The sequence below is a fragment of the Nocardioides sp. T5 genome (assembly GCF_048161455.1).
Classification (GTDB): domain Bacteria; phylum Actinomycetota; class Actinomycetes; order Propionibacteriales; family Nocardioidaceae; genus Nocardioides.
Genome location: NZ_CP182415.1, coordinates 2883750 through 2900202, shown reverse-complemented (window position 1 = coordinate 2900202; position 16453 = coordinate 2883750). Strand labels below are relative to the sequence as shown.

Below are 16453 nucleotides of genomic sequence, written 5' to 3'. Positions count from 1 at the left end.
CGATGTCGATCGTCATCCCGGTGTACCAGGGCGAACAGAGCCTTCCAGCGCTGATCGAGGCCATCGAGCCGCTGACGCGCGGCTTCACGACGCCGGGGGGCAGGGAGGCCAGGGTCGTCGAGGTGGTTCTCGTCCACGACTGTGGCCCAGATGCCTCGGACCGGCTGATCCGTCGACTGGCGACCGACAAGGACTGGGTGCACGCGGTCTGGCTCAGCCGCAACTTCGGTCAGCACGCCGCCACGCTCGCCGGCATGTCCTACTCGGGAGGCGACTGGGTGGCGACCATGGACGAGGACGGTCAGTACGACCCGGGGGATCTCGGGACGATGCTCGACACGGCGATGCAGGAGCAGGCCGATGTGGTGTACGCCTCGCCATTGAACGCTCCGCCCCACGGCCCGCTGAGGAACTTCGCCTCGCGAGCCGCCAAGAAGTCATTGCGCTTCACCACGGCGCAGGCGCATGCCACCGCCTTCAACAGCTACCGACTCATCCTCGGCGACGTCGCCCGGAGCGTCGCCGCCTACGCCGGTCCGGGCGTCTACCTCGATGTCGCCCTCGGTTGGGTGGCGCGCTCGGTCGCCACGTCGCCCGTCACCCTCACCGCCGAGACGCGCCCGTCCAACTACAACCTGCGCTCGCTGTTGTCGCACTACTGGCGCATGGTGCTGACCGGAGGCACCAAGCCCCTGCGCGCCGTAAGCGCGGCGGGGCTGCTCTTCGCGGTCCTGGGGTTCCTCTTCGCGCTCGTCATCGTCGGCATCAGGATCTACGGCGACATACCCGTCGCCGGTTGGGCATCCGTCATGATCGTCACGTTGATCAGCGCAGGCGTCACGCTCACCGCGTTGGGCGTCATCACCGAGTACGTGGGTGTCGCAGTGAACATGGCCATGGGCAAGCCGCTGTTCCTCATGGTGTCGGACCGGGCGGAGGGTCCCCTCGGCAGGGAGGACGCCTCGCGGGACTCATGAGCACGCTCGTGGTCGGGCGGGGCCTGCTCGGCCGAGCCGTCCTGGCGGTGCTGGGGTCCCGTGGCGACGACGTCCAGACAGTGGACGTGCCGTGGGGCGCGCACCGTGCGTCACTCGACGCGCTGCAGCGAGCCGTCGACCGGGCCGCGGCGACCGGGCCGTGGCGCCTGGTCTGGACGGCAGGGTCCGGCGTCATCGCCACGGGAGAGGCCGATCTCAGAGCGGAAGCAGCGATCTTCGAGGGCTTCCTCGGACGCCTCTCCGTGCCGCCCGACGCCATGTTCCTGGCGTCATCGGCGGGCGGGACCTACGCCGGATCCGCCGATGCGCCGCCGTTCACCGAGCAGTCCAGCGTTGGTCCGGCCTCGCCCTACGGACGGACCAAGCTGGCCATGGAGGCAGCAGCCACGGGGCTGGCACGTGACGGCACCCGTGTCCTGATCGGCAGGATCGCCAACCTCTACGGACCCGGGCAGAACCTGGCCAAGCCGCAGGGACTCGTCTCCCAGCTCTGCCTGAGCCACATGACCCGACAACCCGTGACGATCTACGCGGCCATGGACAGCCTTCGGGACTATGTGTTCGTGTCCGATGCGGCTTGGACGGCTGTGTCAGGACTCGACCGGATCTCGAGCGCGGCGCCCGGAGCCGTCGTGGTCAAGATCGTCGCCTCGGGTGTCTCGCGATCGGTGGGATCGGTGATCGGGGAGTCGACCCGAGCGTTCAGGCGACGTCCGAACCTGGTGATCCGTCGAGCGGCCGACCAGGTCATGGACCTGCGCCTGCGCTCCGTCACGTGGCCGGATCTCGACCGCCAGGTCGACCACCTTCCATTCGGGGTCGGGCTTCGACGGACCTCCGATGACATCGGCCGGCAGATGCGCGCGGGAACCCTCCGGCACCCGACGGTGCGTCGACGGGCGTGATCACCACGGGCGCGTCCGCCGCGGCGTGTCTCCCTTGCCCGCCCCGCCCACCGGCAGCGGTTCAGGACCGCGTGGCGTCCTGGCCGATGCTCGCGAGCAGGTCGGTGAACCACGCCTGGGTGGCGTCGAACGGCTTGTGGCCGGCGATGCGATCGAACTCGATCGCCCGCAGCTCGTCGTCCTGGTCCTCGTCGTGCCCGATCACGCCGGGCGTGCCGTCGAGGGCGCACGCGACGGCGAGCTCCGCCATCTCGCGGATCAGGGCGAGGTCGGTGTCGTTGGCGGGTGCGGAGCGCGAGAAGTAGCCCGACTTCTGCACCATCTTCTTCTCGGCGCCGATGGCCTCGGAGAAGTGGTCGGCGAAGTAGCGACCGGGGTTGATCGTGTCGATCTTGACGTGCCCGAACGGGTCGCGTCCCACCGTCTCGCCGGACGCCTCGAGGTCGGCGACGATGTCGTCGATGCCGGCACCCTCGGCGAGGAAGATGTTCACGCAGCCGATCTCGTCCATCACGGCCCGCAGCCGGTCGGCCTCGGCCGCGAGGTCGATGGCGAGCTCGGGGACGTAGACCGCGTGGATGGCCCACTTGCGGCCGTCGAGCCCGATGCCGGGCAGCCACTCCTGCTCGGCGTGCCAGGCCATGTAGTCGCGCGCCGCCGCGGCGGTCAGCCAGCCGCTGGCGCGGCCCATGACCTCGTGGACGATCAGCATGCGCGGGTTGGACCCGTGCTCGGCCAGCACGTTCTGCGCGAACCGCGACGCCTGCTGGGCGGCGGTCTGCGCGCCGAGGCTCTGGCGGATCGGCACGATGTCGTTGTCGATCGTCTTGGGCAGCCCGACGACCGTCAGCTCGGAGCCCCGGGTCGCGAGGTGGGCCGCCAGGTCGGCCGCCGCGGTGTTGGTGTCGTCGCCGCCGATGGTGTGCAGCACGTCGACCCCGTCGGCCTGCAACCGCGCGGCCGCCACCTCCAACGCCGTCTCGTCCTCGCCGATGAGGCCGCGCTTGCGGCAGTCGGCGTCGTTGGTCAGCTTGACCCGGCTGTTGCCGATCGGGCTGCCGCCGTAGCGGTGGAGGAGGGCAGCACCGGCGCGCTCCTCGGCGCCGATGGTGATGCTGTTGCCGGTGAGCAGGCCGTGGTAGCCGTGCCGGTAGGCGATCAGCTCGATGTCGGGGTCGGTGGCGTCGTAGGTCTCGATGAGGGCGCCCACGGCGGAGGAGAGGCACGGGGCGTACCCACCCGCGGTCAGGATCGCAACACGCTTCGGCATGGGCAGCAGAGTAGTTGGATCGATACAAGCCCGGAAGTGCGTCCCACCCCCACCCCTCCGGGGGCGGGTCGCGCCTCCCGGCGTGACCCGGGCGCCGACACGACGTTGTCCCAGTGCTGCGGTGGTTGCCTCGCCCCCGCGGCAGGTTCATTGTGTGAGGACGCCGTGCGCTGCACGGGATGACGACGGGAGTCTCCATGAGCGCGACAGAAGCCACGCAGCAGGACGTCAACGGTCCGGGGGACACCGACCTCAAGCGGGTGCTCGGCCCGAAGCTCCTGCTGCTCTTCATCGTCGGGGACATCCTCGGCGCCGGTGTGTACGCCGTCACCGGGAAGATCGCCGGTCAGGTCGGCGGCATCGCGTGGCTGCCGTTCCTGGTGGCCTTCGCCGTCGCGACCGTGACCGCCTTCAGCTATCTCGAGCTGGTCACCAAGTACCCGCAGGCCGCCGGTGCCGCGCTCTACACGCACAAGGCGTTCGGCATCCACTTCATCACCTTCCTCGTGGCGTTCACCGTGGTCTGCTCCGGCATCACCAGCGCCTCGACGTCGTCCAACCTGCTGGCCGCCAACCTGCTCATCGGCTTCGGCAACGACGACCCCAGCCCGAGCGCCATCCTGATCACGGCGCTGCTGTTCATGCTGGTGCTCGCCGCGATCAACCTGCGCGGCGTCGGCGAGAGCGTGAAGTTCAACGTGCTGCTGACGCTCGTCGAGATGACGGCCCTCGCCATCGTCATCGCCATCGGGATCTGGGTGATCGCCCGTGGCGACGGCGACCTCTCCCGGGTCACCGTCTTCGAGAGCCCCGACGACAAGGGCCTCTTCATGGCGGTCACCATCGCCACCGCCATCGCGTTCTTCTCCATGGTCGGCTTCGAGGACTCGGTCAACATGGTCGAGGAGACCCAGGACCCCCTGCGCATCTTCCCGCGCGCGATGCTGACCGGCCTGGGCATCGCCGTGCTGATCTACATGCTGGTCGCGATCTCGGTCGTCGCGGTCATCCCCGCCGGGCAGATCGCCGACCCCACCAACGCGGAAGCCGGGATCCTGCTCGACGTCGTCAAGATCGGTGCACCCGACCTGCCGATCGACACGATCTTCCCGTTCCTCACGGTGTTCGCGGTCGCCAACACCGCCCTCATCAACATGCTGATGGCGAGCCGGCTCATCTACGGCATGGCCCAGCAGGACGTGCTGCCGCGTTCCCTCGGCAAGGTGCTCCCGGGCCGTCGCTCGCCGTGGACCGCCATCGTCTTCACCACGCTCCTGGCTCTCGGCCTGATCAGCGTCGTCACGCTCGACTCGGAGTCCTCGGTCGTCGGGGCGCTGTCGGGCACCACGGCGCTCCTGCTGCTGGCGGTCTTCACCATCGTCAACATCGCCTGCCTCATCCTGCGGCGCCACCCCACTCCCGATGGTGCCTTCCGGGCGCCGTCGGTGCTGCCGGTCATCGGTGCGATCTGCTGCGGCTACCTCCTCGGCCCGTGGGCGCGCCTGGAGGCCGACATGGTGCAGTACAAGATCGCGGCCGGCCTGCTCGCGGTGGGCGTGGTGCTCTGGGCGCTGACGTGGATGACCAACCGCGGCGTGCGGGCCAAGAAGACCGGCTTCCGCGACATCGACCACCTGGAGTGATGAGTCAGCACCCGACACGGCGGGGGTTCGGTGCACGCGCGTCGGTCCTCACGTCTACCGTTGGGCGGGTGACTCGACGACGCGTGGGGCCCGTGCTGGCGGTGCTCGTGGCCGGTGCGCTCGGCTGCTCGACGGCCACGCCGCCGACTCCCTCCGCGAGCGCGATCCCGGTCCCGGACGACCCGGCGTCGACGAGCGTCGGGCCGACGGCTCGCCTGGCGCCGGGTGAGCCGTCGTCGGCCTCCCTGCCGCCTGCTGTCGAGCGCGGTCCGCGCGACCGCCCGGCCGTGTCGGCGGCGCCCGAGCTGGCCGGGGCCTACCGGTTCGTCTCCGCTCCCGACTTCCTCAACCAGGACGTCGCCGACCTCACCGCCGACGGGCGCCGCACGTACGTCGTCAAGGCGACCGGCGACGTCGCCAACTCGACCAACGAGTCCTACGAGACGGCGCTCGACCAGGTGATCGACGAGATGGCCTCCCACGGCACGCGCGACGTGCTCGTCCCCGGGGACCTCGTCGAGGGGCGGTGGGGGCGCGACGACTCGCGGACGGGGGTGTTCGGTCCCGTGCGGACGCAGGCCCAGCGTCTGCGCGCCTGGCGCCGGGCCGCCGACGTGTACTACCCGGCCTGGTTCGATCGGTTCCGCGAGCACGACCTGACGACGTACCCCGCCGTGGGCGACCACGAGATGGGCGACGACCCGTGGCGGCTGAAGAAGCGCCATGCCTGGGTCGACTTCAAGCGGCGCCACATCCCCCAGTTCAAGCAGATCTTCGCCGACCACGCGTTGTCGGGCAGCGACGGCCGGCCCCGGTTCACCGAGCGCCCGGAGCAAGGTCCGTCCAGGCACACGGCCTACTCCGTGCGGCTCGACTCCAACGTCCTCCTCGTCACCCTCGACGTGTTCGAGCGGCGCGGCGGCGACGTCCACATCTCCGTCGATGAGCCGCAGCTGCGCTGGCTGCGGGGCGTGCTGCGCAAGGCCCGCAAGGATGACGTGCCGTGGGTGATGGTCCAGGCCCACACCCCGATGCCCGGCAAGGTGCGCGTGCGCAACTCGACCCACCTGGTCTACGAGAAGGGCCGTGCGTCGGACTTGTGGCGCACCATGGTCGACGGCGGCGTCGACGTCTACCTGAGCGGCGAGGTGCACGACCAGACCGTCCGCCGGCGCGACGGCATCCTCGAGGTGTCCCACGGGTCGCTGTTCTACCGAGGCGAGGCGTCCTACATCGTGGGGCAGGTCACCGCCGACCGCCTCGTGCTGGAGAACCACCAGTTCCGCGGGGTCGTGGGGTTCGACAACCGCCTGTGGACCACGTCGCGCCAGGGCGCCCCGGGTCGCATCAGCTATCCCGATCCTTCGGTCGTCACCGGCACCCTCGTCGCGAGCCGCACCCGCTCGGGAGGCCTGAGGGTCGACGACGCCGACGGCGTGCTCGCGCCGCGCGACTGATACGACCGCCCGGCGTGCGCCGCGTCACGCGTTCAGGGGGCGGTCACGGTTCGGGGGCCGCGGCCCGGTCGCCGTACCCTTGGCGGGTGAACGCCATCCCCACCCTCGAGCAGTTGCACGCGCTCGGGCCCAAGCAGCAGCCGACCTACCCCGACTCGGGGGCCGTCGACGCTGCCGTGGCCCGACTGAGGACCGCGCCGCCGCTCGTCTTTGCGGGGGAGTGCGACGACCTCACCGACAAGATCGCCGCCGTCACCCGGGGTGAGGCGTTCCTGCTCCAGGGCGGCGACTGCGCCGAGACCTTCGCCGGCGTCACCGCCGACAACGTCCGCAACAAGCTGCGCGTGCTGCTGCAGATGGCCGTCGTGCTGACGTACGCCGCCTCGGTGCCCGTCGTGAAGCTCGGGCGGCTCGCCGGCCAGTACGCCAAGCCCCGCAGCTCCGACCTCGAGACCCGCAACGGCGTCACCCTCCCGGCCTACCGCGGCGACGCCGTCAACGGCTACGACTTCACGCCCGAGGCGCGCGTGCCCGACCCGCAGCGTCTCGTCGACGTCTACAACTCCTCGGCCGCCACGCTCAACCTGGTCCGCGCGTTCGTGACCGGTGGCTACGCCGACCTGCGCCAGGTGCACACCTGGAACACCGACTTCGTGCAGAACTCGCCCTTCGGCCAGCGCTACGAGGCGATGGCCGACGAGATCGAGCGCGCCCTGACCTTCATGCAGGCGATCGGCGCCGACCCCGACGAGTTCCACCGCGTCGACTTCCACTCCAGCCACGAGGCGCTGCTGCTGGAGTACGAGCAGTCCCTCACCCGGATCGACTCGCGGACCGACCAGCCCTACAACGTGTCCGCGCACTTCGTGTGGATCGGCGAGCGCACCCGCCAGCTCGACGGCGCCCACGTCGAGCTGCTGTCGAAGATCAAGAACCCGATCGGCATCAAGCTCGGGCCCACGACGACCCCCGACGACGCGCTGGCCTACGCCTCGCGCCTCAACCCGGACAACACCCCGGGCCGGCTCACCTTCATCACCCGCTTCGGCGCCGGCAAGATCCGCGACGGCCTGCCCGCCCTCGTGGAGAAGGTCACCGCCGAGGGCCTCAACGTCGCCTGGGTCTGCGACCCGATGCACGGCAACACCTTCGAGGCCTCCTCGGGCTACAAGACCCGTCGCTTCGACGACGTCATCGAGGAGGTCCAGGGCTTCTTCGACGTGCACCGCGCCCTCGGCACCTGGCCGGGCGGCGTCCACGTCGAGCTCACCGGCGACGACGTCACCGAGTGCGTCGGCGGTGGCGAGGAGATCGACGAGGTGGGCCTGGCCCACCGCTACGAGTCCGTCTGCGACCCCCGCCTCAACCGCGTCCAGTCCCTCGAGCTCTCGTTCCTCGTGGCCGAGATGCTCCGCAAGGCCTGAGGCCTGCTGGGTTCGTCCCGCCGGGCGGTGGGTGACGCAGGTTTCGCGGCGCCGGAACGTGCCTGGTGCACCGCCGGCCGGGTTGGTCGGCGTACGAGCGGTGGGTGACGCAGCTTCTGGCGCGCCCGAACCTGCGTGGCTCACCGCCGTACGGGCGGTGGCTGAGCGACATTCCTCAGGCCCGGAACGTGGGTGGACCACCGCCGGGGGCGTGTCGTACGACGGCGCGCCGGGCGGGCGGTGGCTGAGCGACGTTCGCGGCTGGTCGAATGTCGGTGGACCACCGCCCGGCGGAGGGCGGGCGCAGCCGTGATGGGATGAGCCCGTGATCGACCTGCGCTCCGACACCCTGACCCGCCCGACCGACGCGATGCGCGAGGCAATGGCGCGCGCGGAGGTGGGCGACGACGTCTACGGCGAGGACCCGACGGTGGCGGCGCTGGAGGAGCGGGTGGCCGGGATGTTCGGCCACGAGGCAGCGCTGTTCGCCCCGACCGGCTCGATGGCCAACGTGCTCGCCGTGGCGAGCGTGGTCTCACCCGGCGAGGAGGTGCTGTGCGAGTCCTCGGCCCACATCGCCCGTGCCGAGCTCGGTGCCCATGGCGCCATCACGGGGCTCACGATGCGCACCTGGACCAGGGAGCGCGGCCAGGTCGACCTGCCGGCGATCGAGGCGATGCACGCGCCGGACATGGGTCCGTTCTTCGTGCGCACGGCCGCGGTCTCGGTGGAGAACACCCACAACTTCGCCGGTGGCACTGTGCTGCCGATCGAGGACCTGCGCGCCCTACGGGCGTGGGCCGGGGACAACGACACGAAGGTGCACCTCGACGGCGCCCGCCTGTGGAACGCGCACGTCGCGACCGGGACCCCGCTGGCTGACTACGGCCGGATCGCCGACGTCCTCGCGGTCTGCCTGTCCAAGGGTCTGGGCGCGCCGATCGGCTCGCTCATGGTCGGATCGGCCGACGCCGTCGCCGAGGCGCGGGTGCGGCGCAAGCGCATGGGCGGAGGGATGCGCCAGGTCGGCGTCCTCGCCGCAGCGGGTGCGTACGCCCTCGACCACCACGTCGAGCGGCTGGCCGACGACCACGCCAACGCCCGGCTCCTGGGCGAGTCACTCGGCCTCGACCCGGACGACGTGGACACCAACATCGTCGTCGTGCAGCGCCCGGACGCCATGGCGTTCGTCGAGCGCGCGGCGACCGAGGGGGTCCGCATCGCCGCCGTGGGCCCGAGGACCGTACGACTCGTGACCCACCTGGACGTCTCGAGGTCCGACGCCGAGCGGGCCGCCGTGGTGCTCAGCCGGCTCGCCGCCCCGTGACGCTGACCTCGCTGATCGCGGTGTAGTCACGGCCGAGGTTGCCGGCGCCGGGAGGGGTCACGGCGGTGAAGGTGAGGGTGACCGTGGAGGTCTCGACCGGCGGGACCTCGATCCGCTGCATGCCGGGTCGCTCGGCCAGGGCCTGCTCGACCGTGGTGCCGTCGTCGAAGCCCCAGGAGACCGCGACCGTGCGGCGGTTGTTGGGGTACCAGTTGACGCCGGCGACCTTCTTGGCATAGCCGTTGATGAGCCCCACACGGGTGACGACACCGGGCTCGGCCAGCGTCACGGTGATGGTCTCGCCGGTCGCGTCCCCCGCGGTGCGCCAGGCCGTGGCCGGGATCCCGTCGCCCATCTGGCTGGCCTCGTAGGCCACCAGGTTGCCGTCGAAGTCGGTCGTCGGCGGCGCCGTGCCGGGCACCTCGAAGGTGGCGCCCCTGACCAGCTCGCGCGCCTTGCCGACCCCGGCCGGGGTCTTCTCGCCGTCATCCGAGGGAGCGGTGTCGGACGCCGGCTCCTCGGTGCTGCTCGAGGTGCTGCTCGACGCGCCGGTGGCGGGGTCGGTGGCGACGTCGTCGCCGTCGGTTTCGAACACCCGGAGCAGCACGAAGGCGAGACCCATCAGCAGCGCGGCGCCGAGCACCCAGCCGATCCATGCCTTGCCGCGGACCGGCAGGTCGCCGTCGGCGTCGTCGACCTCCTCGTAGGGCAGCAGGTCCTCGTCGGGGTCCCAGGTCGACCGCCGCGGCCTGACGGCTGCCGACTCGTCGGGTACGTCGTCGGGCGGGCCGGTCGGCGGGCTGGTCGGCGGCACGGGGGTGGGGTCAGCGGCCTGCACAGGAGGCACGACCGGCGCCGGGGGCGGCCCGGGGTCGTGCTGCGGGTCGGCTGTCACCTCGCCCGCGGTGTCGTCGCTGGACGGGCTCGCGCCGCGCGGGGGCGCGGTCGCGGTCAACGTGGCCGGGGGAGTCGGGGACGGCGCCGACGGGCGAGCCGGGGCGACTGCCGGCTCGGGACGGACCGGCGCGGGCGCGCCGATGCGGTGCCCACAGTTGAGGCAGAACCGCCCCACCCCCAGCTCGGCGCCGCACGCCACGCACGTGTCCACGGGCCCCACGATAGGGGGACGCACCCACGTCGAGGTCCACCCGAGGGACGGGACCGCCGCTCACACGGCGATGTGCGGGACCTCGCCCTCGACCACCCGACGCGGGGCGAGCTCGACCATCAGCATCGCGGCGAGCACCATCGTGCCGCCGACGAGCAGCCGGGTCGTGACGTCCTCCCCGCCGAGCCAGACGGCGAAGAACGAGGCGAAGACCGGCTCCATGCTCATGATGATCGCGCTGCGTGTCGGGGGGAGGTGGGCCTGCGCCCAGGTCTGCCCGAGGAGGCCGAGCGCGCCGACCACCACCGCCATGTAGATGACCGCCCACCAGTCGGCGGCGCGGTCGGGCAGCACGATCCCGTCGTGCGCGGTCGCCGCGGTGCACACGACGGCGATCACCATCACCTGCAGGATCGTCATGCCGACGGCGTCCTGCGCGGTCGACCACGCGCCCAGCCCGACGATGTGGAGCGCGTAGAGCACCGCGGACGCGAGGGTGATCAGCTCGCCGTAGCCGATGCTCAAGCCGTTGAGAGCGAGCACGCCCAGCCCCACGGTCGCGAGCACGACAGCCGCCCAGGTGATCGGCGGGATGCGGGTGCGGAGGATCGCCGCGGCCAGCAGCGGGGTGAACACGACGTACAGGCCGGTGACGAAACCGCTGATGCTCGCCGGCGTGTGGGCCAGGCCGGCGGTCTGCAGGATCTGGGCGACTCCGTAGAGGAGGCCCAGGACGACCGCGTGGCGGCGTACGACGGGGGAGAGCCGGCCGAGGGCCTTCGGGGCGACCACGAGCAGCGCGAGTGAGGCGATCGCGAACCGCACGGCCAGGAAGTCGAGCGTCGGGACCCGGTCGAGCAGGTCCTTGATCATGAAGAACGTCGAGCCCCAGCACGCGGCGATCGCGAGCAGCGCGAGGGCCGCGAGCAGCGACGTACGACGGGTCTGCTCGGCGTGCACGGACGAAAGGCTAGGACCTCACACGAGGAACAGCGTGATCGTCGAGCCCTTCGGGATCTCCTCGCCGGCTCCGGGGTCGGAGCTGGCGACGTAGCCCAGGCCGAGGTAGGTCCCCGACTCCTCGGTCTCGACCTCGAACCCGAGTCCCTCGAGCAGCTCGGTCGCGGCGTCGACGCCCATGGCCTGGACCCGCGGCACCTCGACCAGCTCGGGGCCGAGGGAGACGACGAACGAGACGGTGTCGCCGCGGAAGAGGGTGGCCGTCGGCGGGTCCTGCGAGATGACGTCGCCCTCAGCGACGGAGTCGCTGTACTCCTCGGCGGTGACGCTCACCTGCAGCCCCCGCTTCTCGAGGGCGGCCGAGGCGTCGTCGAACGACTCGCCCGTCCAGTCCTTCACCTCGATCGGCTTGCGGCCCCGGCTGAGCACCAGGTCGACGCTGGCGCCGGGCTTGAGGGTGGTGCCTGGCTTGGGCGAGGTGCGGATGACCTGTCCCTCGGGCACCGTCTCGCTCCACCTGGCCTTGCTGGCGCCGAAGGCGAGGTTGGTCGCGGCGAGCGCGTCCTGGGCCTGGTCCTCGGTCTGCCCGACCAGGTCGGGCACGTCGTAGCGCTCCGGCCCCAGCGACAGGGTCAGGCTGACGGTGCCGCCGTCGAGCACCTTGCCGCCGGGTCCGGGGTCGGTGGCGATGACGAGACCTGCGGCGACGTTCTCACTGTAGGCCGGCTCGCCCGCCTCGGCCCGGAGGCCGGAGTCCTCCAGCTCGGAGGTGGCGGCGGCCTCGTCGAGGCCCAGGACGCCCGGGGTCGTGGTGTAGCGCTCCCAGCCGAACCACCACGCGCCGGCCGCGACGCCTGCGACGAGCAGGAGCGACAGCAGCAGGACGAGGGGCCCCTTCATCGACCGGCGGCGCTCGGTGGTGTCGACGGGCGCCACCCGCGACGGAGCGCGTCCGGGCGCCGGCCGCGCGGTCGTGGGCGGCGCCGGGAGGGTGGTGGTCGCGGTCGCCGCGGGCGCGGTCGTGGTGCGCATCGGCTCGGTGACGGGGCCGCCGGGCGGCTCCTCGGGTGGTGCGGGGTGCCGCTCGAGGGCGGTGCGGTCGGGGCTGCCGTCGTCGACGAGCCCGGAGTCGCGCGGGTCCACCGCGGTGAGCAGCGCGAGCGCGCCGGCGTCGAACGGCTCGGGCGTGGTGTCGTCGGGCGAGGCGGGCTCGTGGGGCGCCGCTGCGGCGCGGCGGGAAGCAGGTCGGCGGCCAGGCTCGGGGTCGGAGTCGAGGCCGTCGCGCAGGGCCTGCTCGACCCGGTGCAGGTGGTGCAGCAGCACGGTGGCGTCGGCGGGACGCTGGTCGCGGTCACGCGAGGTCGTCCGCGCGACGAGGGCATCGACGTAGTCGGGGATGCCGGGCTCGACCAGCGACGGCATCGGCACGTCGCGGTGGACGTGGCGGTAGGCCACCTGGATCGGCGACTCGCCCTCGTGCGGCTTGGTGCCGGTCAGCAGGCTCGTAGAGCACGACGCCCGCGGCGTAGACGTCGGCGCGGGCGTCGGCGCGACCGTCGATGACCAGGCTCGGGCGCGAGGTAGGACACGGTGCCGATGAGCACGCCGCCGGTCGCGGTGTGCTGGGTGTCGGCGCTGACCGCCTTCGCCAGTCCGAAGTCGGCGACCTTGACGGTGCCGCCGTGTGCCTCGTCGGCGATGAGGACGTTCTCGGGCTTCACGTCGCGGTGGATCAGCCCGGCGCGGTGCGCGGCGGCGAGCGCGGAGACGACGGGCTCGAGCAGGGCGAGGGCCCGGGCGGGCGCCATCGGCGCCTCCTTGCGCAGCACGTCGCGCAGCGTGTGGCCCGGGACGTACTCCATCACCAGGAAGATGGTGTCCGTGCCGTCGGAGGTGTCGTCACCCTGGTCGTAGACGCCCACGACGTGCGGGTGGTTGAGGCGGGCGGCGGCGCGGGCCTCGCGCACGAAGCGCTGCGCGAACTCCTGGTCGTCGCCGAGGCCGGGGTGCATGACCTTCACCGCGACGGTGCGGTCGAGGCGGGTGTCGGTGGCCTCGTAGACACTGGCCATGCCACCGCGAGCCACCCGGGCGAGGATGCGGTAGCGGCCGTCCAGAAGCCGCCCGACCATGGGGTCGCCAGCGGCGCCGGGCGCGGTTGCGCGGGCGTGCTCGGTTGGCTCCACTGATCGACCTCCACACCGGACCAGGGGTGGGACGGGGAAGGATCCGGCGCGCCCATCGTACGGAAGCAGCCCCTGAGCCCACGCTCACGCGCGGCCCCGGCGTGGCGTCACGCCGGCGGGCGGCCCGCCTCCAGCCGCTGCTTGATCGCGGCGACGTTGTCGACGTAGGCCCGGGTCTCGTCGTAGAGACCGTGCTCGCGGACGGCGCCGAGGCCCTGGTAGTAGGCCGCGATCTTGTGCGTACGACGGTTCGTGTGGCGCGAGAGGACTTCGAGCAGCAGCACGCCGGCCGTGGCGTTGTCGCCGAGCCTGCGGAGGTCGAGCGGACGCCCTGCGTAGCCCTCCATCCACCGTCCCGTCGAGGGCAGCACCTGCATCGCGCCGATCGCCCTGGCGTCCGAGACCACGCCCATCTGCCACCCGGACTCCTGCCACGACACCGCCAGCGCGAGCCTGCGGGTCGACCCCGTGGTTGCGGGCCGCGCCCGCGACGACCCGGCGGACCTTCTCGCGCTCGGGGTCGGGGTGCTGCCACATGGTGGTCTGCGACCCGTCGCGGGACCGCTTGCCGACGACCGGGATCTCGATGCGCTGGCCGACCTGCAGGGCACCGGTGCGGCCCAGGTGGTTGTGGGCGACGATCTCGGCCGTCCAGGCGTGGTGCTCCACGGCGAGTCCGAAGACGGTGTCGCCCGGCTGGACGACGTACGACACCAGGGTGCGGTCGGCCGGGACCTGCTGGTGGTCGGCGTGGGCCGGCGCTGCCGTCAGCACGGTCGCGAACGTGGCAGCGAGGACGCCGACCGCGGTGGCGAACGCGCGGGTGCGGGGTCGGTGATGTCGGGGGTGGTCTGCACGGGGCACGGGGGTTGCTCCTCGTCCCGTTCGCTGCGCCCCGGGGCACGAGGTCCCGGGAGGAAGCGCGCGAACGAAGCCGTCGACGTTAGCGACCGGCGTACGACGAACGCGAACGGCGGCCGGGTCGGGCGTGTCGCCCGACCCGGCCGCCGAGGCGGTGGTCGCGAGTGCGGTGTGTCAGCAGGCGCCGTTGAAGGTGCTCAGCTCGAGCTGGGGGGCCTTGATGGACTTCTCGTTGGGGGCGCGCATCGACCAGTAGCGCATCCAGTCCATCTGCATCCGGGCCGGGTCCATCCTCTTGCCCTTCCGGGCGCGCAGCTCGAACTTCAGCTGCCGCGGCAGCGGGTCGAGCGCCCCGGCGCGTCGCTCGGTGTTGATCACGTGCCCGTCCACGAACCAGGAGACGTGGTCCTTCGCGACCTCGACGCCGTAGGTGTGCCAGCGGTCGTTGCGCAGGTGGCGGCCGAGGAACCCGCGGTAGGAGCTGTTGGGCAGCGTGTGGACGTAGGACTTCACGGTGTTGGTGCCGAGGGTGAAGTTCTCGATGCCGATGTCACGACCGCCGCAGCGCTGGTCACGGGTGCCGCCGGGGACCAGCTCGGTGACCACCTTGAAGGGCTTGCCGCCCTTGACCTTCGACATGGTGCGCGCCCGCATGCGGATCTCCCAGCGGCCGTAGGTGCGGCCCTTGAGGTCGAGCGTGGCGGACACGCTGCCCCGCTTGGTGCTCATCAGCGTCAGCATGCCGTTCTGCGTCCGGACGACACCGCGGCCCTTCTTCTTCCAGAAGCCGGGCTTGGGGCCGATGAACTCCTGGCGGAAGACGCCGTGCTGGTACCAGCCGAAGGTGTTGCCGGCGTGGACCGGGCCGGGCGCGCCGTCGTAGTGGTCGGCCGAGGCGGGGGACACGGCTGGGGAGAGCGTGAGCGCCAGCAGACCCACGAGGGCCGCGGCGAGAGCAGATCGGAGGGGGTGCATCCACGGCACGGTACGGACCGCCCGCCGGGGTGACAACTTCGATCAGCAGCACGACTTCGCTGCTGCGCGCACCCTCTCCTAGGCTGCGGGCATGACTGACGCGCCCCTCGCCGACCGTGACCTGGCCGCCCTCGTCCCCGAGTGGCTCGACTGGGACCAGGTCGCCGAGCTGCTCGGCGTGTCGCCCGGGAAGGTGCGCACGATGATCCGCGAGCACGAGCTGGCGGCCGCCGTGCCCGAGCCGGGTGTCGGCCCGCGGGTGCCGGCCGCCTTCATCCAGGACGGCCTCGTGGTCAAGGGGCTCCCCGGCCTGCTGACGCTCCTGCACGACCACCGGTTCGACGACCGCGAGTGCATCGCCTGGCTCTTCACCGACGACGACCTCCCGGGCCGCCCGATCGACGCCCTGCGCGAGAACCGCGGCAGCGAGGTCAAGCGCCGCGCCCAGGTGCTGGAGTACTGATGGCTGCCGCCGCGGCTACCGGCAGGCAGCGCTACCGCTGGCTGCTGCTGCTCGTCGCGGCGGGGATGCTCGTCCTCTGGCTGGTCAGCGGTGGTGGGCAGGGCGACCCGGAGCCCGCCGGCACCGGGTCCGACGCGACGAGCGGCCTCCCCGTCGTACGCCTCTCCGACCTGCCGCGCGAGGCGGAGCGGACCGTGGAGCTGATCGACGCCGGCGGGCCCTTCCCTGAGCCGGAGCACGACGGCGGCACCTTCGGCAACCGTGAGGAGCTGCTGCCGGACCGGCCGATGGGCTACTACCGTGAGTACACGGTCCCGACGCCGGGCCTCGACCACCGCGGTGCGCGCCGCATCGTCGCGGGCGGGGACGACGAGCTCTACTGGACCGCTGACCACTACAGCTCCTTCGCACGCATCAGGAGGTAGAGACGTGAGTGGACTGGCAGCAGTGCTGGCGGGTCACGAGCCGCCGGGCATCCACCTGTGGCACGGCGCCTTCGACGCCGCCGACGTGCGGCACACGGTCGAGCACGCCGGATGGGGGTTCGGCTGGGTCGACGGCTGGACCGGCGCCGCCACCAAGCCGGCGTTCCTCGCTGCGGTCGGGGAGGCGCTGGACTTCCCGGACCACTACGGGCAGAACTTCGACGCCCTGGCCGACTGCCTCCACGACATCGGCAGCGGCCGCGACGGCGTCGTCCTGCTGTGGGACGGCTGGGCGACCCTCGCCCGGGCCGACGAGAAGGCCTTCAGCATCGCGCTCAGCGTGCTGGGCTCGCGCGTCAACGACGACCGGGGCGTGCCGTTCACGGTGCTGCTCCGGGGCGAGGGCCCTGCCCTGCCCGGGACCACCAGCCTGGACTGACCGCCGGACGCG

Annotated in this window: 15 protein-coding genes and 1 pseudogene; 9 read left to right on the top strand and 7 right to left on the bottom strand. The window is 71.9% G+C overall.

Going from position 1 to position 16453, the window contains the following annotated elements; all coding sequences use genetic code 11:
- The first annotated feature begins 2 nt into the window (after positions 1–2).
- Positions 3–977 carry a glycosyltransferase gene (locus ACNKF0_RS14170; protein ID WP_416953081.1) on the top strand — a complete coding sequence of 325 codons (975 nt, stop codon included), beginning with the start codon at positions 3–5 and terminating at the stop codon, positions 975–977.
- Complete coding sequence (locus ACNKF0_RS14165; RefSeq protein ID WP_416953079.1) at positions 974–1903, top strand: NAD-dependent epimerase/dehydratase family protein; 930 nt, start codon at positions 974–976, stop codon at positions 1901–1903. The genes ACNKF0_RS14170 and ACNKF0_RS14165 overlap by 4 nt, the downstream gene beginning before the upstream one ends.
- 61 nt (positions 1904–1964) lie before the next feature.
- On the opposite strand, the gene ACNKF0_RS14160 is transcribed toward ACNKF0_RS14165, so the two are convergent.
- A complete protein-coding gene (locus ACNKF0_RS14160) occupies positions 1965–3173 on the bottom strand; it encodes a pyrophosphate--fructose-6-phosphate 1-phosphotransferase (RefSeq protein WP_416953077.1) in 1209 nt (402 codons plus the stop codon).
- A gap of 197 nt (positions 3174–3370) precedes the next feature.
- Between ACNKF0_RS14160 and ACNKF0_RS14155 the strand changes: the two genes are divergently transcribed.
- The 4 genes from ACNKF0_RS14155 to ACNKF0_RS14140 all read left to right on the top strand — a co-directional run bounded on the left by ACNKF0_RS14155 (position 3371) and on the right by ACNKF0_RS14140 (position 9024).
- Complete coding sequence (locus ACNKF0_RS14155; RefSeq protein ID WP_416953075.1) at positions 3371–4816, top strand: APC family permease; 1446 nt, start codon at positions 3371–3373, stop codon at positions 4814–4816.
- A 68-nt stretch (positions 4817–4884) separates the two neighbouring features.
- Positions 4885–6273, top strand: coding sequence for a metallophosphoesterase (locus ACNKF0_RS14150; protein ID WP_416953072.1), 1389 nt, complete (start codon positions 4885–4887; stop codon positions 6271–6273).
- An 86-nt stretch (positions 6274–6359) separates the two neighbouring features.
- On the top strand, positions 6360–7697 hold the full coding sequence (locus ACNKF0_RS14145) for a class II 3-deoxy-7-phosphoheptulonate synthase (protein ID WP_416953070.1): 1338 nt from the start codon (positions 6360–6362) through the stop codon (positions 7695–7697).
- Positions 7698–8022: 325 nt separating this feature from the next.
- On the top strand, positions 8023–9024 hold the full coding sequence (locus ACNKF0_RS14140; RefSeq protein WP_416953068.1) for a threonine aldolase family protein: 1002 nt from the start codon (positions 8023–8025) through the stop codon (positions 9022–9024).
- On the opposite strand, the gene ACNKF0_RS14135 is transcribed toward ACNKF0_RS14140, so the two are convergent.
- The 6 genes and pseudogenes from ACNKF0_RS14135 to ACNKF0_RS14110 form a co-directional block, all read right to left on the bottom strand.
- On the bottom strand, positions 9002–10132 hold the full coding sequence (locus tag ACNKF0_RS14135) for an NADase-type glycan-binding domain-containing protein (protein ID WP_416953066.1): 1131 nt from the start codon (positions 10130–10132) through the stop codon (positions 9002–9004). The genes ACNKF0_RS14140 and ACNKF0_RS14135 overlap by 23 nt on opposite strands.
- 60 nt (positions 10133–10192) lie before the next feature.
- On the bottom strand, positions 10193–11092 hold the full coding sequence (locus ACNKF0_RS14130) for a DMT family transporter (protein WP_416953064.1): 900 nt from the start codon (positions 11090–11092) through the stop codon (positions 10193–10195).
- A gap of 18 nt (positions 11093–11110) precedes the next feature.
- Positions 11111–11992 (bottom strand): PASTA domain-containing protein, encoded by an 882-nt coding sequence (locus tag ACNKF0_RS14125; RefSeq protein WP_416958531.1) that lies wholly within the window; start codon positions 11990–11992, stop codon positions 11111–11113.
- Between the two features lie 360 nt (positions 11993–12352).
- Positions 12353–13224, bottom strand: a pseudogene (locus tag ACNKF0_RS14120) (protein kinase domain-containing protein); the annotation flags it as partial.
- A gap of 161 nt (positions 13225–13385) precedes the next feature.
- On the bottom strand, positions 13386–13718 hold the full coding sequence (locus tag ACNKF0_RS14115; protein WP_416953062.1) for a lytic transglycosylase domain-containing protein: 333 nt from the start codon (positions 13716–13718) through the stop codon (positions 13386–13388).
- 595 nt (positions 13719–14313) lie between these two features.
- Complete coding sequence (locus ACNKF0_RS14110; RefSeq protein WP_416953060.1) at positions 14314–15114, bottom strand: family 16 glycosylhydrolase; 801 nt, start codon at positions 15112–15114, stop codon at positions 14314–14316.
- Between the two features lie 91 nt (positions 15115–15205).
- On the opposite strand from ACNKF0_RS14110, the gene ACNKF0_RS14105 reads away from it, so the two are divergent.
- From ACNKF0_RS14105 to ACNKF0_RS14095, 3 genes are read left to right on the top strand one after another with little or no spacing between them, the layout of a single operon-like run.
- Complete coding sequence (locus tag ACNKF0_RS14105; protein WP_299923850.1) at positions 15206–15577, top strand: Rv2175c family DNA-binding protein; 372 nt, start codon at positions 15206–15208, stop codon at positions 15575–15577.
- Positions 15577–16002 carry a ribonuclease domain-containing protein gene (locus ACNKF0_RS14100; protein WP_416953058.1) on the top strand — a complete coding sequence of 142 codons (426 nt, stop codon included), beginning with the start codon at positions 15577–15579 and terminating at the stop codon, positions 16000–16002. The genes ACNKF0_RS14105 and ACNKF0_RS14100 overlap by 1 nt, the downstream gene beginning before the upstream one ends.
- Positions 16003–16006: 4 nt before the next feature.
- The gene (locus ACNKF0_RS14095) at positions 16007–16441 is read left to right on the top strand and encodes a barstar family protein (protein ID WP_416953056.1); all 435 of its coding nucleotides are present in this window, start codon (positions 16007–16009) and stop codon (positions 16439–16441) included.
- The last annotated feature ends 12 nt before the right edge of the window (positions 16442–16453 follow it).